Origin of the sequence: Vibrio sp. ZF 223, assembly GCF_003050585.1 — a bacterium.
Lineage (GTDB): Bacteria > Pseudomonadota > Gammaproteobacteria > Enterobacterales > Vibrionaceae > Vibrio > Vibrio crassostreae.
In genome coordinates, this window is sequence record NZ_PIGB01000004.1 from 129,036 (window position 1) to 149,904 (window position 20,869).

The 20,869-nt window shown below is 43.7% G+C and carries 19 protein-coding genes; 15 read left to right on the forward strand and 4 right to left on the reverse strand.

Annotated elements, in window-relative coordinates; genetic code table 11:
* Positions 1-70: 70 nt before the first annotated feature.
* Positions 71-874 (forward strand): sterol desaturase family protein, encoded by an 804-nt coding sequence (locus CWO13_RS10335; protein ID WP_048665019.1) that lies wholly within the window; start codon positions 71-73, stop codon positions 872-874.
* Between the two features lie 189 nt (positions 875-1,063).
* Here the strand turns inward: CWO13_RS10335 and CWO13_RS10340 are convergent, their stop codons facing one another.
* Positions 1,064-3,109: a methyl-accepting chemotaxis protein gene (locus tag CWO13_RS10340; RefSeq protein WP_108082896.1), complete on the reverse strand. Its 2,046-nt coding sequence runs from the start codon at positions 3,107-3,109 to the stop codon at positions 1,064-1,066.
* Between the two features lie 104 nt (positions 3,110-3,213).
* On the opposite strand from CWO13_RS10340, the gene CWO13_RS10345 reads away from it, so the two are divergent.
* Positions 3,214-3,699 carry an NlpC/P60 family protein gene (locus tag CWO13_RS10345; RefSeq protein WP_108082897.1) on the forward strand — a complete coding sequence of 162 codons (486 nt, stop codon included), beginning with the start codon at positions 3,214-3,216 and terminating at the stop codon, positions 3,697-3,699.
* Between the two features lie 87 nt (positions 3,700-3,786).
* Here the strand turns inward: CWO13_RS10345 and CWO13_RS10350 are convergent, their stop codons facing one another.
* On the reverse strand, positions 3,787-4,131 hold the full coding sequence (locus CWO13_RS10350; RefSeq protein WP_048665016.1) for a DUF3802 family protein: 345 nt from the start codon (positions 4,129-4,131) through the stop codon (positions 3,787-3,789).
* Positions 4,132-4,716: 585 nt separating this feature from the next.
* On the opposite strand from CWO13_RS10350, the gene CWO13_RS10355 reads away from it, so the two are divergent.
* A complete protein-coding gene (locus CWO13_RS10355) occupies positions 4,717-5,583 on the forward strand; it encodes a fructosamine kinase family protein (RefSeq protein ID WP_048611040.1) in 867 nt (288 codons plus the stop codon).
* 111 nt (positions 5,584-5,694) lie between these two features.
* A complete protein-coding gene (locus tag CWO13_RS10360; RefSeq protein ID WP_004733789.1) occupies positions 5,695-5,898 on the forward strand; it encodes a CPXCG motif-containing cysteine-rich protein in 204 nt (67 codons plus the stop codon).
* Positions 5,899-6,067: 169 nt separating this feature from the next.
* Here the strand turns inward: CWO13_RS10360 and CWO13_RS10365 are convergent, their stop codons facing one another.
* Positions 6,068-6,676, reverse strand: coding sequence for a riboflavin synthase subunit alpha (locus CWO13_RS10365; RefSeq protein ID WP_102431951.1), 609 nt, complete (start codon positions 6,674-6,676; stop codon positions 6,068-6,070).
* A 161-nt stretch (positions 6,677-6,837) separates the two neighbouring features.
* Here CWO13_RS10365 and CWO13_RS10370 point away from each other — a divergent pair, with 161 nt between their 5' ends.
* The gene (locus CWO13_RS10370; RefSeq protein ID WP_061017956.1) at positions 6,838-8,208 is read left to right on the forward strand and encodes an MATE family efflux transporter; all 1,371 of its coding nucleotides are present in this window, start codon (positions 6,838-6,840) and stop codon (positions 8,206-8,208) included.
* 101 nt (positions 8,209-8,309) lie between these two features.
* Here CWO13_RS10370 and CWO13_RS10375 read toward each other — a convergent pair whose 3' ends face one another.
* On the reverse strand, positions 8,310-9,152 hold the full coding sequence (locus CWO13_RS10375) for a DNA ligase (RefSeq protein WP_048658712.1): 843 nt from the start codon (positions 9,150-9,152) through the stop codon (positions 8,310-8,312).
* Between the two features lie 311 nt (positions 9,153-9,463).
* Between CWO13_RS10375 and CWO13_RS10380 the strand changes: the two genes are divergently transcribed.
* From CWO13_RS10380 to CWO13_RS10425, 10 genes are all read left to right on the forward strand, one after another.
* On the forward strand, positions 9,464-9,793 hold the full coding sequence (locus tag CWO13_RS10380; RefSeq protein ID WP_004733793.1) for an STAS domain-containing protein: 330 nt from the start codon (positions 9,464-9,466) through the stop codon (positions 9,791-9,793).
* Between the two features lie 62 nt (positions 9,794-9,855).
* On the forward strand, positions 9,856-10,692 hold the full coding sequence (locus CWO13_RS10385; protein WP_107899215.1) for an OmpA family protein: 837 nt from the start codon (positions 9,856-9,858) through the stop codon (positions 10,690-10,692).
* Positions 10,689-12,788: an SLBB domain-containing protein gene (locus tag CWO13_RS10390; protein ID WP_102431953.1), complete on the forward strand. Its 2,100-nt coding sequence runs from the start codon at positions 10,689-10,691 to the stop codon at positions 12,786-12,788. The genes CWO13_RS10385 and CWO13_RS10390 overlap by 4 nt, the downstream gene beginning before the upstream one ends.
* Positions 12,788-13,477, forward strand: a complete 690-nt coding sequence (locus CWO13_RS10395) for a tyrosine-protein kinase family protein (RefSeq protein ID WP_102480084.1) — start codon at positions 12,788-12,790, stop codon at positions 13,475-13,477. The genes CWO13_RS10390 and CWO13_RS10395 overlap by 1 nt, the downstream gene beginning before the upstream one ends.
* 544 nt (positions 13,478-14,021) lie before the next feature.
* Positions 14,022-15,014 carry an ABC transporter substrate-binding protein gene (locus CWO13_RS10400; RefSeq protein ID WP_019823101.1) on the forward strand — a complete coding sequence of 331 codons (993 nt, stop codon included), beginning with the start codon at positions 14,022-14,024 and terminating at the stop codon, positions 15,012-15,014.
* A 144-nt stretch (positions 15,015-15,158) separates the two neighbouring features.
* Positions 15,159-16,058, forward strand: coding sequence for an ABC transporter permease (locus CWO13_RS10405; RefSeq protein WP_102431955.1), 900 nt, complete (start codon positions 15,159-15,161; stop codon positions 16,056-16,058).
* Positions 16,051-17,283, forward strand: coding sequence for a quaternary amine ABC transporter ATP-binding protein (locus tag CWO13_RS10410; protein ID WP_102431956.1), 1,233 nt, complete (start codon positions 16,051-16,053; stop codon positions 17,281-17,283). Before CWO13_RS10405 ends, CWO13_RS10410 begins: the two co-directional genes overlap by 8 nt.
* 348 nt (positions 17,284-17,631) lie before the next feature.
* The gene (locus tag CWO13_RS10415; protein ID WP_102431977.1) at positions 17,632-18,036 is read left to right on the forward strand and encodes an Hpt domain-containing protein; all 405 of its coding nucleotides are present in this window, start codon (positions 17,632-17,634) and stop codon (positions 18,034-18,036) included.
* 223 nt (positions 18,037-18,259) lie between these two features.
* Entirely contained in the window at positions 18,260-19,771 is a 1,512-nt protein-coding gene (locus tag CWO13_RS10420) for a sigma-54-dependent transcriptional regulator (protein ID WP_102431957.1), read from the forward strand.
* The gene (locus tag CWO13_RS10425; RefSeq protein ID WP_102431958.1) at positions 19,752-20,858 is read left to right on the forward strand and encodes a glycosyltransferase family 4 protein; all 1,107 of its coding nucleotides are present in this window, start codon (positions 19,752-19,754) and stop codon (positions 20,856-20,858) included. Before CWO13_RS10420 ends, CWO13_RS10425 begins: the two co-directional genes overlap by 20 nt.
* Positions 20,859-20,869: the final 11 nt, after the last annotated feature.

The following is a 20,869-nucleotide window of genomic DNA, read 5'->3' on the forward strand; positions in this document are numbered from 1 at the left end:
ACGACAGATAGAACTAGAAAAGTGGCACGATTGTACTTACAGTGGCTTGATAATGATAGAAGGAATTCTTATGCAGGACCCATCGCTACTTCGCCTTGTTTGTTTTATCACTGCTTTCATCTTGTGTGCGCTGTGGGAGTACCGTGCTCCTAGAAAAGCACTGACTCAAAACAAGTGGTTTCGTTGGGGAAATAACTTCTCATTGATGGCGGTTAATAGCATTTTGTTGGCAACATTAATCCCCGTTGCAGCGTTTGAAGCGGCGCTGATTGCTGAACAAAATCAATGGGGTCTGTTTAATAACATCATGCTTCCTTTTGAAGTCACCGTGTTTCTCTGTGTCGTGTTGTTAGACCTTGCCATTTACACGCAACATCTCGTGTTCCACCGTATTCCCCTGCTTTGGAAACTTCATCGTGTTCATCATGCAGACTTGGATATTGATGTAACGACAGGCACACGCTTCCACCCGATTGAAATGATCTTATCGATGCTGATTAAAGTGGCGTTGATTTTTGTACTGGGCGTACCGGCTTTAGCGGTCGTGATCTTCGAAGTGGTGTTGAATGTGAGTGCGATGTTCAACCATAGCAATGGTCGTTTGCCATTATGGTTCGATAAGCAATTACGCAAAGTGATTGTGACACCTGACATGCATCGAGTTCATCACTCTATAATCATCAAAGAAACGCATTCGAATTTTGGTTTCTTTTTATCGGTGTGGGACATTTGGTTCAAAACCTATCGGGCTCAACCTAAGCTTGGTCACGACAAGGTAACCATTGGCGTCCCTGAGATACGCGATGGGAAAGAACAAAGGCTAGATTTGATGCTGCGTCAGCCATTTGCACGATTCCCGACAACGAAAGACTAAGTTCTAATTCAGTTCAGCCTCAAGCTTGTATTGAGGTGAACTTATCTTAATCCGAAAACAAAACGCCCTTAGATTCTTGTGAGAATTTAAGGGCGTTTGTGTATCGATAGGGATATAAGCGCAGCTAGTGCTTCAACTCTTGTGTTGTAAGGCTTAACTCAGCACGCTTGTTTACTTCAACAAGCTCGTTTATTTCATTACGTATTTATGAAGCATAGCTTGTTGGTGCCCTGCTATCTCTCCGACTTGCTCTGAGCTTTCAATCATGGATTCAAGCTGTAATTTAGTATTCTCACCCTGTTCCGAAACCCGAGTGATGGAATGCGTCACATCTACTGTCGCACGTGCTTGTTGCTCTGTCGCCACCATGATTTGTTCAACACGTCCTTTAATCTGGCTTACCGCAACCTCAATCTTTTCAAAAGCTTGCTTCACATCGCCACTGGTTTGCAGTGCATTGATCATTTCACTTCGAGATTCAGTAACAGACGTTCGAGATCGATCAGCCGCAGCCACCAGCTCATTCATCATATTGCGAATGTTGGTGGTTTGTTGAGACGTGCCACTCGCTAATTTGCGTACTTCGTCGGCAACGACAGCAAAGCCTCGTCCTTGCTCTCCTGCTCGCGCTGCTTCAATTGCCGCATTCAGTGCTAACAAGTTGGTGTTTTCTGCAATGCCACTGATCATATCGACCATTTCACGAATCTGTTTTACACGGCCATCAAGGTCGGCCATTGATTCTTCGTTCATGCTTAGTGAATGTTCTAACGCATGCAAACGTTGCTGGTTCAGCCCAACGACTTGGCTGCCATTGACTGACTCATCTTCTGCTATTTGTGCATCATCGTTCGATGCGTTAGAGATACGAGCAATCTCACCAATGGATGCTTCCAGTTCAGTAATCGTGGTGATCATGTTCTGCAGTGATTCATTTTGTTCATTCAAGCTAGAGTTGGTTTGCTCTGCAGCGTCGTGACTTACTTCAGCCGTTTGGTAAAGTGTTTCACAGTTAAGAGTCACCAAGCGAACCGAGTCGGCGGTCGAATCGACAACGGTATTCAGTTTCGAAGCAATCACTTGTAACTCTAATGGCCCTACCAATGCACTGTGCTTAGAGAAATCGTGCTCTGCAAGCAAGCTCAATTGTTGAGTAATGTTTTTCAGTCCTTTGTTTACCCAGCGGCGCAGTACTAACCATGAGATCACAATGATCACAGCGATCACTAGTCCACTAATAAACAACACACGATCAATGTTGGTGATGGTTTGATTTACGACCAGTTCGCTTTCATCAATCAGGTGTGCAGCAGTCGAAGATAATTGATTAAGGGTACTAATTACGGTATTCGCCAAGGTAATCACTTGGGTTAGGTTCTGCTCTTGCTGCTTAACCAGTTCCAATTTAAGCAATATTTGTCTAATCACACCTTCTTCTGTGAAGCCCTCTTTTACCATCTCATAAGGTGCGGTAAGGCTTGCGAACTCCGCGATGTCTGGATGCCAATCAGCAAAGTCGCTATAAGCCAAGTTAAGGCCCGCGATTCGGTTTCTTAATTGGCGATATTCGTCTTGTGCTTTTTCGATGTCAGACTGCATCATTAGCATCAAGAAGGTGTTCGCCATTGCCGACGCGCTCGATGTAAAACGATTTGCGGCATCGCTCGCTTCTGGGTTGTCTTCGACTAAGAATGAGCTGATACGGTTCATTTCTGGTCCGATAGATCCGACGCCATAACGGAACTCGCCCATGTTACTATCGATCAAATTTTGCTTACTTTGAATCTCTATCTGCGCCAGCAGTACCGTGTTGGTCATAGCTTGCAGTTGTGCCATGTCATCGACAAGGTTTTGTTGTTGCTCTAAAGAGATCGCTTCAGGAAAAGACTGGGAGATAAAAAGGAGTTCCTCTAGCGTGGTATTACTCTCTGTGGCAAGTTGGTCAATTGAGCCCCTTGTGGCATTCAGTGTATCTAAGTCGGTTGATTGGGTGCTGTATGTGAGAAGTTTTACTTGTTCTAATACGCTTTGCGTTAATTCGGCATTATGTAGAGCAAGGGGTAATGCTTGTTCCGAGAGTGCGTCAAAGTGTCCCCCGACCCGTTCAACGCCCCGAATGCTAACCATTGATAAAAAACTAACAAGTAAAAGAATGGAAATAAATACAGCAGTGACGGTTTGAATGAGCGAGAATGTATAACATGAGGGTTTTATTGATAAATTTGTGTCGGGCATGTGAAATCCAGTTTGACTACGAAAAGAGATATCCTTAAGTTATTCCGTATACTAGAAGTCCTTGATGACGTTTTTATTTCAGTTTTTTGTCAGAAGAGTTACATATGAAAATCACAAAAATGGCTGTAGTTACAATAACTTTAGCAACATTGGCTGCTTGTAGCTCGTCACCATCGCCTTCTCAGCTTAGTCAAACAGCACAGAATCCTCTCTCAAAATCAGAACAATTGACTACAAACGCTTATATGAGCGTGTATGAACAGTGGAAAGGCGTGCCATACCATTTCGGTGGGACCTCATTTAGAGGTATAGATTGCTCTGCTTTTGTGCAGATAGCCGTCCAAAATGCGACTCAACATGCCCTGCCAAGAACCACAATAGACCAGAGTAAAAAGGGAAAAGAAATAGCGTATGGGCAGGCAACGAGTGGCGACTTGGTGTTTTTTAAGACATCGATGACAGTGCGACACGTTGGAGTTTACTTAGGAAATAATCAATTCCTACATGCTTCTACATCGAAAGGTGTGATTATATCGAGGCTGGACAACCCTTATTGGGCTTCCAAGTTTTGGCACTTTAGGCGTTTATAGCGATTCAAAAGATTCACCGCTGAACGACATAACATGAAACGTTACGGCTTAAACGCCTTTTACTATTTTAGAGTGATACGCGAATAGCTAGTCGTATTTAGCAACAGCAGTATCAAACAGGTTCTTCACCAACGCGATATATTCATCAAGAAATACAATTTGTTCGTTGGTCGCTTTCTTAGCCCAAACACCCGCTAATACTTCACCAAGGTCAGCTACTACGGCATCTGCTTCTTTCAATAGCTGAAAACGAACGCTCGAATGCAACTCTGGGTTTTGCTCGAAAATAGCCATGATGTTCGTTGAAATCATGTCTGTGATGATGTCTTCAACACTCTCGTTACCTGTATCGCCATTACTATTGGTAAAGACGTCCAGATTAAATGATAGGTGCTCGATCAAAGCCAAATAGCCATCGGTTTCTACAACCACAATAATTCTCCGTTTTAAGCTCTAAAGCAGATTAATACGTACTTGCCTAATACTATGTAAATGACGCTATTTGTCATCACTTTATTGCCCAAAACCGCATTAAAATGATCCTAGTTAGTATTTCAGCTTAAATTTAAATCGATATAGCTCTATGCGGTGTACCTGCCCACTTAAACCATAAGTAAATTCACGCCTAACAAAGTGTAAGACAAACTTTGAAGTAAAGTATTGCGCCAGTTAACAATAGCCCTTTCAGCTTCCTCTAAAAGTGCATTTAAATTGGTGGGGAAACAATAACAAGCTCAAACCACTTTTCCAGTTTGTGGTGATTAAAACGGTTTCGATTGTGAGACCACTTCCAAACTGTTTCACCACGTCAGGGGTTCAATTTATGTTTGTATTTCAACGAGCTTGTATCAGCTCGAGTTCACAATTCGGCCAATTGATTCTGCATAAGCTGAAGAAGAGCTAAGAACATTGACGAGTGCGTCTATAAATTGCTCAGATTTATCCTAAACTATTGCTATCAAACAAACAGTATTTCTAACTTCAATCTTTTTAACTTTCAGTCTTTGAGGATTTCCTATGTGGCAGGCCATTTCTCAACAACTTTCAGATACTCTTCTATTTAACTTTCAGATTACTGAGCGTACCAAGGTTTCTGGTGGCGACATTAACGATTGCTATATGATCAGCGATGGTAATGAACGTTACTTTGTGAAAGTGAATCAGCGAGAATTTTTACCTAAGTTTGAAATTGAAGCTGAGAACTTGCGCTTGTTGAGAGAAACCTCCACCGTTTACGTACCTGAATTAGTGCTTATTGGCAAAACCAAGGAGTGCTCGTTCATTATTCTCAATTACTTGCCAACCAAGCCGCTGGAGACGGGCAACAATAGCTTCGATTTCGGCGTACAGCTTGCACAGCTTCATCAATGGGGCGAGCAAAAAGAGTTTGGTTGCGATCAAGATAACTACATCGGCAGTACGCTTCAACCTAACCCTTGGCATAAGAAATGGGGTCGTTTTTTCTCTGAGCAGCGTATTGGTTTCCAGTTACAACTGCTAAAAGAAAAAGGCATCGAATTCGGTGATATTGATGACATCGTTGATGTGGTGAATATGCGTCTTGCTGGCCACAACCCTCGCCCGTCTTTGCTTCATGGTGATCTTTGGAATGGCAACGTTGCAAACTCAGCCTTTGGACCAATCTGTTACGACCCGGCTTGTTATTGGGGCGATCATGAATGTGACTTAGCTTTAACGGAATTGTTTGAAGGGTTTCCAAAAGAGTTTTATGACGGTTACCAGAGCGTAAATCCACTAGACGTTGGCTATACTGATCGCAAAGACATTTATAACTTGTACCATCTTCTCAACCACTGCAATCAATTTGGCGGCGAGTATTTAGCTCAAACTGAGGCATGCATTCAGAAGATACAGGCCGTTTAATACCAATCGCAGCTAGCTAAGTCGTTCTATAAAGCTACTACGAACTATACAAGCTATTGCGATCTATAAAGCTACTAGGATTGGGACGAGTTACAGTGAGGAGAATTTGCTATGCATAAATACACAGAAAAACATGTCTCCTGCCCCCACTGTGGGCATGCAATCAGCATAACGCTAGATGCTTCAAATGGAAGCCAAGATTTTTATGACGATTGCCCAGCGTGTTGCAATGCTATTCATCTCGACATGCAAGTAGACGAAGTAAGAGACAGAATCAACCTCTCGATTGATGCAGACGACGAACAAGTCTTCTAACACACTTACTCTCTTGTCGAGTTAGATCTACTCTCGATTTCTAGGCTAACCTAGAAAAACACAAATACACAAAAATAGAAAAAGAGCACTAAATGTGCTCTTTTTTAATGTCTTCGACTTTTACTTAGTCATCGATTTTTGGGCAAGTGCTATTGATAAACCGCTACTACTATTTTTGGTTTGCTAGTACGCGTTCAACAGTATCAACAATTGCTTGTGTTTGAGGATCAAACTCAATGTTTACTTGGTCGCCTACTTCACGGCCGCCAAACAGAGTACGATTCAGCGTTTCTGGGATTAGATGGACAGAGAAACGGCTCTCTTCTACTTCACCAATGGTCAATGAACAACCATCAACGCCAATGTAACCCTTGCTTAACACATACTTCATTGATTCTTGCGGCAGCTCGAACCAAAGCGTGCGGTTGTTTTCTGTCTTAATCACATCAACGAGATTAGCCATCAGAGTAATGTGGCCAGACATGCTATGCCCGCCAATTTCGTCACCAAACTTTGCTGCACGCTCAACATTCACTTTGTCACCAACATTCAACTGGCCTAAGTTCGTCAATCGCAATGTTGCTTGCATTAAATCAAAGGCAATCTGATTGCCTGAAATTTCCGTTACCGTTAAGCAACAACCGTTATGAGCTACTGAAGCACCAATTGCTAATCCCTCAACCATTTCGTCAGTTAGCTCGATGGTATGAGTTTGAAACAACTCTTTTTTGTTGATAGCAACCAGTGTTGCCATGCCTTGAACGATACCTGTAAACATAAGATTCCTATTTAGCGTTCTAGTAACAGTTTTTCATAGCAGTTATTGTGACATTTCTTTATGATTCGTCCAGTGGAAGCTTAAGATCATTGTCTCTGATTCCTTCAGAATGTCCTTTCCTACACTATTATTCTAATTTTTCCTCTTATTTGGAGTTGTTTGTGCATCGTTACAAAGAAGAATCCTCGAATCTAATCAAACTTGCGACCCCAGTATTAATCGCATCCGTTGCACAAACTGGAATGGGTTTTGTTGATACCGTAATGGCCGGTGGCGTAAGTGCTATAGATATGGCGGCGGTTTCAATTGCAGCAAGTATCTGGCTACCATCAATATTATTTGGTGTTGGTTTATTGATGGCGTTGGTTCCTGTCGTTGCACAACTGAATGGTTCTGGTCGACAAGTAAAAATACCATTTGAGATTCAACAAGGTGCGTTTTTAGCGCTCGTCATCTCCCTTCCTATCATTGGCGTGCTGTTCCAGACGCAATTGATATTGGAGTGGATGGACATTGAACAACTCATGGCAGAAAAGACCATCGGCTATATGAATGCGGTGATGTTTGCTGTCCCTGCATTTTTGTTGTTCCAAACATTGAGAAGCTTTACTGATGGTATGTCTTTAACTAAGCCTGCAATGGTGATTGGTTTTATTGGCTTGCTATTGAACATCCCGCTTAACTGGATGTTCGTATACGGAAAGCTTGGTGCTCCTGCGCTGGGTGGTGTTGGGTGTGGCGTTGCAACGGCTATCGTATATTGGGTGATGTTTGCACTGCTGTTTGCTTACGTTTTAACATCAAAACGTTTAGCGAAAATCAACATCTTCGGTACGTTCCATAAGCCTCAGCTCAAAGCGCAAATTCGCCTGTTTAGACTTGGTTTCCCTGTCGCTGCCGCTATCTTCTTCGAGGTAACCTTGTTCGCAGTGGTTTCTCTGTTGGTTGCTCCGCTCGGCTCATTGATAGTTGCCGCGCACCAAGTCGCGATCAACTTCTCTTCGCTAGTCTTCATGATTCCAATGAGTATCGGTGCGGCTGTGAGTATTCGTGTTGGCCATAAGTTGGGTGAAAACAACACCGAAGGAGCAAAAATCGCGACACACGTAGGTATCATTGTTGGTTTAGTCACAGCCTTAATGACGGCGGCATTAACTGTATTGTTCAGAGAGCAAGTGTCTTTACTCTACACAGAGAACACCGCGGTAATTACCGTTGCAATGCAATTGCTTTTGTTCGCTGCGGTTTATCAGTGCACCGACGCAATCCAAGTTATCGCAGCAGGTGCTCTACGTGGCTACAAAGACATGCGCTCGATCTTCAACATTACCTTCGTGGCTTACTGGTTGCTTGGTCTTCCTATCGGCTACATTTTAGGAATGAAAGATTGGATTGTTGAACCTATGGGTGCACACGGTTTCTGGATTGGTTTCATTGTCGGTCTAACATCGGCCGCGATTATGCTGGGTATGCGCCTACACTGGATGCACAAGCAGGACGACGACGTTCAGTTAGAGTTCAGTTCTCGCTAGATTCGCACTCACTAAATCGGTCTATCTGATTTCGAATACAAAAAAGAGCTCTGATTTTCAGGGCTCTTTTTCGTTTACTGGTCAGGGAGATCCTATGTGTTTTAGTAGTCACTCTTTTCTCGAACAAAGCGCGCAAATTTAGGTTTTCCGTTTTGAGTAAAACCGTTGTAGCGAAAGGTAATACGGCTGCCGATCTCTGGCGGTGCGAGTCTCATTTGGTCACTGAATCCGCTGCCTATATAAAATTCCACCCCCTCTTCTGTGTGGACCAAAATCGAACCCATCATCCCTTTATACTTACCTGTCCCGCCCTTGTAGCCAATAACTGTCGCTTCGGCATCATGATGCCTTTTAAGCTTTAACAGGTCATTACTTCTGCCTGCTTGATAACGACTGGTGATTTTTCTAAGCATCAAACCTTCACCATTACTCTCATCGACATTATCGAGTTGATGGAACAGTGCTTCCTCATTATGAATCGGTACATGTTCGATGTAGCTGACATGAGGTTCACCAATCACGCTTACCCAATGCAAAATGTTGTAATAACGCTTTTGATAATCCCCTGCAGCGCCTGGCATATCAAACAACATAAAATCGATTTGCCGCCATGCCGCATCGCTCGGCGTATGGTCGAGAACGGTAGATTGAACTAGATGGAAATTGCCTCTTCCTGCCCACAACTCCCCTTCGAGATGGACCTTCGGCAATTTTTCAGTAAACCACTTGGGTGAGTAAATACGATTTCCATTGCGAGTATAAAGATATTGGCCATCCCACAAAGCCCGAATCCCATCAAGTTTTTCACTCTTCCAGTATTCAGAAACATCGATGCCTTGCTGGTAAGAGTTGGCAAGTACCAGATGGTCGGGTGGTAAATAGGATGAATGAGATGAAAGTGAACATGCCCATAGAGTGGCTATAGCCAGTTTGGTTAATCTCATCATCTGCTCCGTATTAATAACTGTAGTGGTCAACAAATGCCTTTAATCCTAAGCGCTCTAACACGTAGTTAGACAATCTTTGCTAGAAGATGCGATCAACTCTCCAACCTTATTTAATATTCATTTTCATTCATCATATTAATGACTTGTAGATCTCAAATGTCCCACCGTTTTTAGTTCTCATATTGAGAAACGTCTTTTCTCAATATGAGATGGAAATGACACCTAAACATAAGTTATTGAAAAATATAAATATAAAAGTTGGCACATTCAGTGCAATTGTTCATACATACTTAAAAGGAGATATCGCTATGGAACTACGTAAGATTGATTTGAATACAACGACACTAACGCTTTCTATCTTCGGTGATTTGGATGCAGCAGGCAGTCGTGACGCACAAACAGACATTGATGATGTCATTTCTAATGACGGTCACCCTGAGATAGAAGTTGATTTTAGCCAAGTTGAGTTCTTAGATTCATCAGGTGTTGGTGCGATTGTTTATATGTTCAAACGCCTGACCGAGCGCGAACGCAACATGCGACTTGAAAATGTGACTGGTCAGCCTCTTGAAATTATGAACCTGCTACGAATTGGCCACGCTATCCCAGTAAATTCAAAAAATCCTACAAATTCATGAAGATCCACTAAGCTAGAAGTAACAAAACATAATAATAAAAAGTAAAAACATAGGACGTTGGCATGAAAATACTGAAAAACTACATAGCCCTTTCTCTGTCCGCTCTGGTTCTGGGTGGCTGCACCAGCTACCCAGAGCAAGGCACAGGGGGGTTAGCTGAAAGTTATGATTCCATCAACTATCAAAACTCAGATTTCTCTCCTGTTATGCCCGACGAGCCTCTTGGTCCAGAACATGGATTACGTTTTGATTGGCAGTTAGCTAAATTACATCTCGATGCTTTGATTCAAGAAGGTGCTCGTTGGTGTTTCCCTGCAGCTGTTGTCCAAGCGATTGAAAAACAAAATCGCATTGCACGTGAGCTTCAAGGCGGTCTACTTCTGGATGCAGCCAACGACCTGGTGATCCAAAGAAAACGCTTAAATGAACTTGAAGTCCAACTAGACTATGTAACCTCACAAGCCCACTGTGAGCCACCAAAAAATGAAAACCAATTTAGAATGCAATTGTCTGTTATCGAACAGTTGTATGACCTGCTTAATGTTGATAATCAATTCGCGGAAGATTCGACCGAAGTCAATCCGAAGTACATGGGAAGACTTGCGGAAGCAACCAGCCTACTCAAAGAACACAAATCTCTAGACCTTGTTGTTACAGGCCATGCTGATGCGACAGGTACCGAAGAATATAACGATAAGTTAGCGCTTGGACGAGCGAAACAAGTCGAACGCTACCTGACTATTTTTGGTTTAGGCGCTCAACGAATCAAAGCCGTCTCTGTTGGTGAGACCGTCCCTCTTTTTGAAGGTGAATCCGACGGCACACGTTTAACTAACCGCCGAGTGAGCATCGAAGTCATCTCGCCTAAAAACGCGGAGAAAATGGGAGGTGGACTATGAAATTATTGATCGCTTTTACCGTCTCCCTATTGTTGTGCTTTGCGAATATCGTCAATGCTAGCGACGAGTTTTCAGACGCGGTTCAAGTCGGTGACCTAATCCAAGTTAACGTACCCGGCGAAAGCACCTTAAACATAGGGTTCCAAGTAGACAAACGTGGCCGTATAACCCTTCCTGAAGTTGGTGCGGTGTTTGTCGCAGGTTATGACAGTGAACAGCTCAACAAAGTCGTTCTAGAGTCGCTGGCAACTGCTTATAAAGATCTTTCGAACGCATCGGTGTACGTCAAAGAGCAGCAAATCATCATCTACGTGCAAGGTTATGTAGAACAGCCTGGCGAATACACACTTGCATTGGGTTCTAGTATCCAAATGGCACTTTACGCTGCAGGTGGTCTACGTTCAGGGGCACAACTCGATAAACTTATTCTTAAGCGAGGTGCTGACAAGGTAGAATTCAACTACAAACGTTTCCTAGATTCGGGGGATGAATCAACGCTCCCCGCTTTGCAATCATTGGATTCACTGTTTGTACCTGCTTCCCCATTAGTGGGCAACATTGAGCAAGAGTTTGACGCTGCAAAGCTTGCTAACTCAGGTGACAGTGCTGATTCTCGTAATTCAATCAAAGTGTTTGGTGAAGTTAACGCACCAGGCTCTTTCACTTACAAAGAGAACACTGACCTTGTCGACGTGCTAATGCGCTCAGGCGGTGTAACACGCTATGCCAGTGTCGAGCAAATCCGAGTCATCTCAAATAACACCCCAACGCTATTCAACCTAAAACGTTACTTAGATTCTGGTGACGAAAGTCTGCTTCCAATTTTACGACCTGGCGCGACCATTTTCGTTCCCAAGCAAGAAGAAGAGATCAAATCTGGCGCGAACATGGTTTACGTGATGGGTGAAGTCGCTGCCCCTGGTGCTTTTGAAGGTAAAAGAGGTGCCACCTTTATGGATATCCTAGCTAATGCGGGCGGCCCGACTCGTTTCGCTGAGTCACGACAAATCCGTGTACTAAAAGCCGACGGCAGAGTAGTTAAATTCGATTTAGCGGCATACACAGAAGGTTTACCTAATTCTAACCCTCCTAGCATCAAAGCTGGAGACGCGATTTTCGTTCCAGAGAAAACAGACATGAACGAGAAATCATGGCTAAAGATCTCGCCGGATAGAGCTGTAAATGTAATTGGTGAAGTTGTTCGACCAGGACGTATTGAGTGGTCAGACGAAATGGATTTCATGGGCCTACTTGCTCATGTTGGAGGGCCAACACTGCGCGCCGACACCACAAAAATAGAAGTGGTTACAGGTAGAAAGCTTGTGGTTTTCGACTTAGACGAATTTATTAAATCTGGAGCTCCACGTGACCAACTGCCCTTCATCCGTGCAGGCTCAATTGTGCGCGTACACGACTTACCTCAAGACCCTTCAGACAACAAATCTCAATGGGTACGTCAAAGCTCAGATGCATCAATTTACGTGTTTGGCCAAGTTCGTTCACCAGGCCGTTACCGATTTACAAAAGACATGCACTTTCTAGATATATTGTCAGCGTCAGATGGACCAACGAAAGACGCCGACATTCACAATATTCGCGTAACCCACAGAGATAAGACTTACTCTAAAGTGAGCAAATTGAACTTATCTCTCTATTTCGAAACGGGGGATGAATCCATCCTACCAAACGTAACTGCCGGCGATACTATTTATATCCCAGAAAAAGATAAGAATTGGTTAGACACACCAAAAGAAAAAACGGTTCGCGTGCTTGGCGCAATTAATAACCCGGGTCGTTACGTGTTTAACGACAACATGACCATCTTAGATATCTTGGCAGAAGCTGCAGGCCCTACTGACAATGCTTATGTGGAGAAGATTACTATTGTGAACATGTCTTGTTGCCAAGGCCAAGCACGTACCTTTGACCTTGTTGAGTTCAGCAAAACAGCGAACATCTATAGCCTACCTGTGTTACGTGCAGGTGATACGATTTACATCCCAGACCGTCGTGAAAGCTTTATTGAGAAAGCCCGTGTTGGCTTAGATGACATCCTACGAATTACCACCACCATCGTGTTAATAGGAGCGTTATAATGACTATTTCAGCAACGCATGCCGAAGTTGAACAACTGTACTTAGCTTCTGAACTTAACGGCCAGAAATCAATATGCGTGACCGCTTGTCATTCGGGTGACGGGGTAACGTCTATTGCAACCGCATTAGCCGAGCGCTTTCTTCTTGCTGGCCACTCTACGCTTTATGTCGATCTCAACTTGTTCAACCCTGCTTTCAAAGATTTGAATATGCTAGAAGACAGTCAGCAAGGTCAATTAATAGAACATGTTGAATCTCATCGTACGTTTATCGGCGTCCCTGCTCCACAAGTCGCTTCAACGCAATTGGCTTATAAAGATCCGACAACGCTACAAAAAGTAGTCAACAAATGGTTAGAGAAATACGACAGAGTCATCATTGATACTTCACCGCTTCTCAACATAAACAAAGGTAACATTCCGGCGCAGTCAGTTGCGAGCGCTTGTGACAGCACACTTATGGTTGTCGCATATGGTGAAACATCGAGTCACCACCTAGAACAAGCGAAAAAGCTGCTTGATGCGCAAACTATCAACCTAATGGGTAGTGTGATGAACATGAAACAAAGGCCTAGTTTTGCTCAAGAGCTGGTAAGACAAGTCAATCGAATGAAATTCATCCCTACTAAGCTTCGCGATAGTTTGGCAAACAAACTGTATCAAAATGAATTTTTGAACCTGCCAATGTAACTTTCGCGTTTAACTTTATGGCTGTCATTTACCCCCTGACAGCCACCTATCCTATTAGGCCTCAAGCCAATCCCCTTAAAACCAAATTAGTTATTTTTGGCGAAATTATTGTTAAAAATACGATTTTTAAAACCATTCAACGCATTTCACACACGTCAATCATGGTCTTACCACCTTTAAATCCCTTCAAAAATCAACAGCCCTACACCTAACTTTAGCGGTAATGTGACACAGACAGTTAAAGCGTCATGTAAATCGAATCAAAGATGGAATTCGTACGATTATTCCCTAAGATTATAAATAGAGGTGGTTTTTGACGAATTTGTAATAGTTTGACAAAGTTATCCGATGGCTGTTGAAACACAGTGGATGAATTGGCAAATCACACTTCACTGACTTTGCACGTTTATCTATTCAAACTTCACCCATCCCTCCTTCTGCTCAAATGGTTCAAATACACGGAAAGGATCACCATCGAGCAATTTAGATAATCAATTTACCTTGGTTACCTTAGTTGTATTATTAAAGAGAAAGGAAACTCAATATGAAATACAAGTTAAGCTCCGTATTTTTGTTAGTAGCAGCAGCCAGCGGTAATGCTAACGCTGGAGAATGTGGCAGCGTAACAATCGCAGATATGAACTGGAACTCTGCAACACTGATCGCCAATATCGACCAATTCATCCTAGAACACGGTTATGGGTGCGATGCTGAACTTATCCCTGGCGACACGATGCCAACAGGCACATCTATGATCGAAAAAGGCCAGCCTGATGTTGCCCCTGAACTTTGGAGCAACAGCTTAAAAGACGCATTGGATAAAGGTGTTGAAGAAAAACGCCTTCGCTACGCAGGTAAAGCACTTGTGAACGGCGGCGAAGAAGGCTTTTGGGTTCCAGCTTACCTAGTTAAACAATACCCTGAAATGGCAACCATCGAAGGCGTACGCAAGAACGCTAGCTTATTCAAACACCCTGAAGACCCAGATACATCTGCATTCTACAGCTGCCCTGCAGGCTGGAACTGTCAGATCAGCGCCGGAAATTTGTTTAATGCTCTTGAGCTAGAAAACAGTGGTTTCACGATTGTTGATCCAGGCTCGAGTGCCGGCTTATCTGGCTCTATCGCAAAAGCTTATGAACGTGAAGAAGCATGGTTTGGTTACTACTGGGCACCAACCGCTGTTCTAGGTAAATACGACATGGTTAAAGTCGACTTTGGCAGTGGCGTAAATGAGGAAGAGTTCCTTAACTGTACCACCAAAGAAGATTGTGAATCGCCAAAAGCGACCATGTACCCGCCTTCACCCGTCCACACGATTACCACTGAAAGTTTTGCTTCACGAGCACCTGAAGCGTACGACTACTTTACTAAACGTGGTTTCACCAACGACAAAATGAACTCGCTACTTGCTTGGATGGAAGACAACCAAGCTGATGGTGAAGAAGCGAGTTTGCATTTCTTGAGTGAATTCCCAGAAGTATGGCACCCATGGGTTTCTCAAGAAGTGGCTAAGAAAGTTGAAGCTGAACTGTAAGAGCTTGGATCAACGAGTAATTACGCTTCAACAATAAAACAGAAATAACGTCGCTATACTTGATGTTATTCATGATTCGGAGCCCTTTTCATTGCCGATTTTCCTATCGCATGAACAAGTGGCTCCGAACTATAAGGATATAAAATGGCTGACAGCAATTGGTTATCAAGCTTTCCAGAGATGGAACGCTCTGATTTACGAACCATAAAAAAGACGCTAGATGGCGCATACCGTGAATTTTCCCGTGAATACGGCGAAATGATTGAATCTCTCTTTGACCCTCTTCTTTCATTCCTTGTTTGGTTTGAAAAACTCCTTATCTCAACACCTTGGATTATAGTCCTCGCCGTGTGTACCAGCCTTGTCTACGCAGCAAGCCGTTCTTGGAAACTGGCGTTAGGTTGTGTTGTTTCTCTACTTCTCATTGGTTACTTTGGAATGTGGGAAGACACCATGCGGACGCTCAGTATCATTACTGTGTGTACCTTAGTTTCGATATTCTTAGGCATTCCGATTGGCATTGCGATGGCTCGTTCAAATCGAGCGCAATCTATCGTTACGCCGATGCTCGATATCATGCAAACCATGCCGGCATTCGTTTATTTGATTCCAGTGGTAATGCTACTTGGTATAGGTAAGATTCCAGGGCTAATCGCCGTGGTTATCTATGCGATTCCACCTGTGATTCGTTTAACCAACCTAGGCATACGCCTAGTCGACAAAGAAGTCCTTGAAGCCGCTACCGCTTTTGGTGCGAGCAAAAAGCAGCGCTTGTGGGGTGTTCAACTTCCTCTAGCAATGCCAACGATTATGGCGGGTATCAACCAAACCATCATGATGGCACTGTCTATGGTTGTTATCGCATCCATGATTGGTGTTAAAGGTCTAGGACAGCCGGTTCTTAAGTCGATTACCAACCAGTACTTCACATTAGGCCTGATGAATGGTTTCGCCATCGTTGCCCTCGCAATCCTTTTTGACCGCGCTTCTCAGGCGTACGCAAGAAGAACTAATGCGCATTTAGGAGGATTCAAGCATGACTAAACCATTGATTGAGATTAGTGGCCTATACAAAGTGTTTGGACCAAAACCAATGTCTGTTATGAACCGAGTTCAAAACGGCGAACATAAGGATCAGATTCTCGCGGACACGGGTCATACCGTTGGTTTAAAAGAGATCAACCTTGAGATTAACCGTGGCGAAATCTTCGTTATCATGGGTCTTTCTGGCTCGGGTAAATCGACGCTGATTCGCCACTTCAACCGTTTGATTGACCCGACTCAAGGCAAAATCATGGTTGAAGGCATTGATGTGATGAGCCTCAACACTAAAGAGTTAGAAGAGTTCCGTCGTCATAAAATGTCGATGGTATTCCAACGCTTCGGCTTAATGCCTCATCGCACTGTGGTTGAAAACGTTGCGTATGGGTTGGAAGTACAAGGCATCAAAAAAGAAGACCGTTTAACGAAAGCCAACGAGTGGTTAGAGACTGTAGGTTTGAAAGGCTACGGTAATCAGTACCCTGCCCAACTGTCTGGTGGTCAGCAACAACGTGTTGGCCTTTCTCGCGCTTTGTGTACCAACGCCGAAATCTTGTTAATGGATGAGGCCTTCTCGGCACTCGACCCTTTGATCCGAAGTGAAATGCAAGATCAGCTTATCGAGCTGCAAGAGAAACTTCATAAGACCATTGTTTTCATCACTCACGATTTGGATGAAGCACTCCGTCTCGGCGATCGAATCGCAATTTTGAAAGACGGCGAGTTAGTACAACAAGGCACACCACATGAGATTCTTCTGAACCCTGCCGATGACTACGTAGAAGCTTTTGTTAAAGACGTAAACCGTGCTCGTGCATTGACCGTTGAAACCGTTATGCAGCCCCCTCTCTACCGAATCACATCGGAAACAATAGAAGGTGCTCTCGCGCAAATGAAGATGCTTAAGAACGATTACGCTTATCACGTTACGGATGATGGCTATCAAGGCTTGGTCACTCAAGAGAGCCTACAAGATGCCGTTGAAGATGCGTCGGTGCATGATTTCAGCGAAGAGATATACGAAGAAGTCCCTGCTATCTTGCCTGATGCCGTGATTGAAGAAGTGCTACCAGACACCATGTCTTGTGACTACTCACTTCCGGTTGTTGATGAAGAAGGTAATCTGAAAGGTGAACTGGAGAGAAGCGCTGTTGCCGACATCTTCTCTGAAAGTAGCGAGGAAGAAGTAGAAGTCGACCCAAAGCCAAGGATTGATAAGGCTTCGTAGTTCTACTGTTCGTTATTTAGAGTACGGCTGTTTAAATTAGTCAAAATTGCTTAACACCTCCTAAGACCACTGTTGTTATTTAACTGCGGTGGTCTTTTTTATTTGTATCGACCTCGTTTTCGCCCACACTCTACCCGCACGTTACGTTTTATAGTCACCTAAGTTTATATTTCATAAGAGAAAACAAATTAAATCAGCCCGTTAGGTTTGTCACAAACACGGTAGTAAGGTAAGCGAGATAGCAATTAATTGCTCTATTTGCACGGCAACCAGTTGAAATTATTCTAGAAAATGACTAGAACTTAATAGTACTCATGAATATTAGGCTCAACAAAAGGACTTAGTTTGATCAATTCTACTTTAGCGTCAGACGCACCCGCAGATCTCAACTCACGAGAAGTTAGCGAACTTGTGGATGAAAGCGTTCTAGAGCAAATGATTCGAGATACAAGTGCGGACATTATCCCGATCTTGATCGACCACTATGTCGAAGAAACACAAACACGCTTGGTTACCATTAAAGAGGCTGTCACTCAGAAAGACGCTCAGACACTTGAGTTCGAGGTCCACACTCTCGGCAGCACGGCGCTTTCATTAGGTAATCGCCCCTTGGGTGAGTTAGCTCGCGCTCTAGAAAAGCAATGTTTAAACCAAAATCATGATGCGGCATTTCTACAAGTTGACGAATTACTAGAACTCGCAGAACGCTCAATAAAAGCCTTGCTTGAAAGGAAAGATGCTGGCTTTAGTTAACATTAGATGTTCATATCGGTATCGAATTAAAAACTCAACATAGTCGTTTATCAATATAGTCACCATTAAGATACGTTCAAGCATGACAAACAATTCGGGAAAATATACCGCCCGCTTTTTAAAAGATTGCATGCGGTAGATAACAAATGCACAAGACTCGTATTGATGGCCTCTATCACTATGTTATTGGTTAGTTAGGATAAAGTTTCAAAAGGAATATACAATGCGCCCTAAGGTATTGTTAGTTGAAGACTCCACGTCGCTCGCCGTACTCTACAAGCAGTACGTAAAAGATGAGCCCTACGATATTTTTCACGTCGAAACCGGCGCGGAAGCTAAAACCTTCATTGAAAGACACTCTCCTCAGCTTGTTATTCTCGACCTCAAGCTGCCGGACATGCCGGGGGAGGAAGTTTTAGATTGGATTAGCGCGAACGGAATACCGACCGCAGTTATTATCGCGACAGCACATGGCTCAGTAAACATTGCTGTAGATCTTATCCAGCGAGGTGCGGAAGACTTCTTAGAGAAACCCATTCAAGCAGATCGACTTAAAACTTCAGTTCGTTTACATCTAAAAAGAGCGAAACTCGAAAACCTCGTCGATAACATGCAAAGTAAGTTCGATCGTGATCGGTTTCATAATTTCATCGGCTCTTGCCTACCTATGCAGGCGGTTTATAAAATCATTGATTCTGTAGCGCCAACCACTGCTAGCGTGTTTATTAACGGCGAAAGTGGTACGGGTAAAGAAGTGTGTGCAGAAGCCATTCATCAAGAGAGCCAGCGTAACGGCAAACCCTTCCTTGCCATTAACTGTGGCGCTATCCCTCGAGACCTAATGGAGAGTGAAATCTTTGGTCATGTTAAAGGTGCGTTTACCGGCGCAACAACCGACCGTAAAGGCGCGGCGATGCAAGCGCATGGCGGTACCCTATTTCTCGATGAGCTTTGTGAAATGGAATTGGAGATGCAGAAGAAGCTCCTAAGATTTTTGCAAACTGGTACGTTTACTCCACTCGGCGGCAACCGCGAAATCAAAGTTGATGTCAGAATTATCTGTGCGACCAACCGTGACCCACTGGTTGAGGTAGAAGAAGGACGCTTTAGAGAAGATCTTTATTATCGTGTTCACGTTGTGCCTATCGAAATGCCACCACTTCGCGAACGGGGAAGTGACATTGTCACCCTTTGCAATCACTTCTTGAAGCTATATGCGAAGCAAGACAAGAAGAAGTTCAAATCAATAGACAAAGAAACGCAGAACCTACTTAAACGTTACGTATGGCCTGGTAACGTCCGTCAGTTACAAAACATCATCCGTAACATCGTGGTGTTGAACAATGAAACAAGCGTAACCAAAGACATGTTGCCGTCTCCGATTAATAAAGCAGATGCTGCTCCAACATCGAAATTAGTGACGCCTATTCGAGTAACGGTGCCCCAACCAGCTGTGGTAGAAGCTCCAGACGCTAAGTTGCCACCTATTACTCCAGAGGAATTAGAGCAATCGTCAGTTGTCTCAACTGGCAACGGTTCGATGACGCCCGCATTTACCACAAGCGAAGGAGCTATTCGTCCTATGTGGCAAATAGAACGGGAAGCTATTCAACATGCCATTAATCATTGCGATGGGAATGTGTTAAATGCCGCGGTGTTGTTAGAACTTAGCCCTTCTACTGTTTACCGTAAGAAACAGGCTTGGGAATCGGAAGATGAGTGCAATCAAGCCTAGCCAAGGTGTACTCAACGTAAACCGTCATGAGATTTGGCTGTTGATCGACAGCCAAACTTTTGGAGGTATAGAAACACATGTTTTAGAATTAGCACAAGGCCTGATATCTGAAAGCGTTCAGTATTCAGATGCTGTTCGAATTGTTCTTTTGACGAAGTTTAATCCTGGAGCCATCATCGTTGAAAAGCTGGAAGCGCTGAACATCCCTTTTAGTTACCTCTCCGATTTAGCCTCTTGCTCAGCAGATTCAAGCAGCAATAGCGCGGCACAGCTTAAACGTGCCGTTCAACATTATCAGCCAAGGCTTATCCATGCTCATGGTTACAAAGCCAGTTTGGTCAGCAAGTTAATCAAGCTCCCACCTCGTTTCAACAACACAAAGCAAATCACCACTTATCACGCAGGTGAAACCCCAACAGGCAAGGTGTGGGTTTATGACTGGCTCGACCGTTACAGCAGCTTTCTTTCTGATCAGTCGCTCGTGGTCAGTGAGAAGATTAAAGCGAAAGTGCCCAGTAAGACCTATCAATTGAATAACTTTGTTAAAGTCCCAACCGGGTTAACAAGCTCCCCTTCATCAAGCCAAATCCACGTTGGTTTTGTGGGTCGATTAAGCCATGAAAAAGCACCAGATCGATTTGTGACATTAGCTAAACAGTTTCCCGAGGTTCAGTTTGAGGTTTTTGGTGACGGACCAGAAATGGAGACGCTAGTTAAATCTCAGCCTGAGAATGTTAACTTGTACGGGCATCAGACTAATATGGGTGATGTCTGGAGCCAAATCGATTTGTTGATCATCCCTTCTCGCTTCGAAGGCTTACCGATGGCCGCATTAGAAGCCATGATTCGCGGTATTCCCGTTCTCGCCACCTCAGTTGGCAACTTACCTAAACTCATCGAGCATCAAGTTAACGGCTACCTAGCCCATTCTGAAGCCGAACTAGAACAGTGTTTGTCTTTGTGGATGTCATTGACGAGTGAACAACGCGACTCTCTAAAGAGTAACGCGATAGAAACCGTCAAAAGCCAATACTCGCCACAAGCTGTTATCCCGCAGTTGTTGGAGATCTATCAACTCGACCGCTAAAACGAGTCGTA

Excerpts from the sequence above, each read along its gene's own strand:
- CWO13_RS10335 (WP_048665019.1), top strand. The coding sequence starts at position 71 with ATGCAGGACCCATCGCTACTTCGCCTTGTTTGTTTTATCACTGCTTTC.
- CWO13_RS10340 (WP_108082896.1), bottom strand. The coding sequence starts at position 3,109 with ATGCCCGACACAAATTTATCAATAAAACCCTCATGTTATACATTCTCG.
- CWO13_RS10345 (WP_108082897.1), top strand. The coding sequence starts at position 3,214 with ATGAAAATCACAAAAATGGCTGTAGTTACAATAACTTTAGCAACATTG.
- CWO13_RS10355 (WP_048611040.1), top strand. The coding sequence starts at position 4,717 with ATGTGGCAGGCCATTTCTCAACAACTTTCAGATACTCTTCTATTTAAC.
- CWO13_RS10360 (WP_004733789.1), top strand. The coding sequence starts at position 5,695 with ATGCATAAATACACAGAAAAACATGTCTCCTGCCCCCACTGTGGGCAT.
- CWO13_RS10365 (WP_102431951.1), bottom strand. The coding sequence starts at position 6,676 with ATGTTTACAGGTATCGTTCAAGGCATGGCAACACTGGTTGCTATCAAC.
- CWO13_RS10375 (WP_048658712.1), bottom strand. The coding sequence starts at position 9,152 with ATGAGATTAACCAAACTGGCTATAGCCACTCTATGGGCATGTTCACTT.
- CWO13_RS10380 (WP_004733793.1), top strand. The coding sequence starts at position 9,464 with ATGGAACTACGTAAGATTGATTTGAATACAACGACACTAACGCTTTCT.
- CWO13_RS10385 (WP_107899215.1), top strand. The coding sequence starts at position 9,856 with ATGAAAATACTGAAAAACTACATAGCCCTTTCTCTGTCCGCTCTGGTT.
- CWO13_RS10390 (WP_102431953.1), top strand. The coding sequence starts at position 10,689 with ATGAAATTATTGATCGCTTTTACCGTCTCCCTATTGTTGTGCTTTGCG.
- CWO13_RS10395 (WP_102480084.1), top strand. The coding sequence starts at position 12,788 with ATGACTATTTCAGCAACGCATGCCGAAGTTGAACAACTGTACTTAGCT.
- CWO13_RS10400 (WP_019823101.1), top strand. The coding sequence starts at position 14,022 with ATGAAATACAAGTTAAGCTCCGTATTTTTGTTAGTAGCAGCAGCCAGC.
- CWO13_RS10405 (WP_102431955.1), top strand. The coding sequence starts at position 15,159 with ATGGCTGACAGCAATTGGTTATCAAGCTTTCCAGAGATGGAACGCTCT.
- CWO13_RS10410 (WP_102431956.1), top strand. The coding sequence starts at position 16,051 with ATGACTAAACCATTGATTGAGATTAGTGGCCTATACAAAGTGTTTGGA.
- CWO13_RS10420 (WP_102431957.1), top strand. The coding sequence starts at position 18,260 with ATGCGCCCTAAGGTATTGTTAGTTGAAGACTCCACGTCGCTCGCCGTA.
- CWO13_RS10425 (WP_102431958.1), top strand. The coding sequence starts at position 19,752 with ATGAGTGCAATCAAGCCTAGCCAAGGTGTACTCAACGTAAACCGTCAT.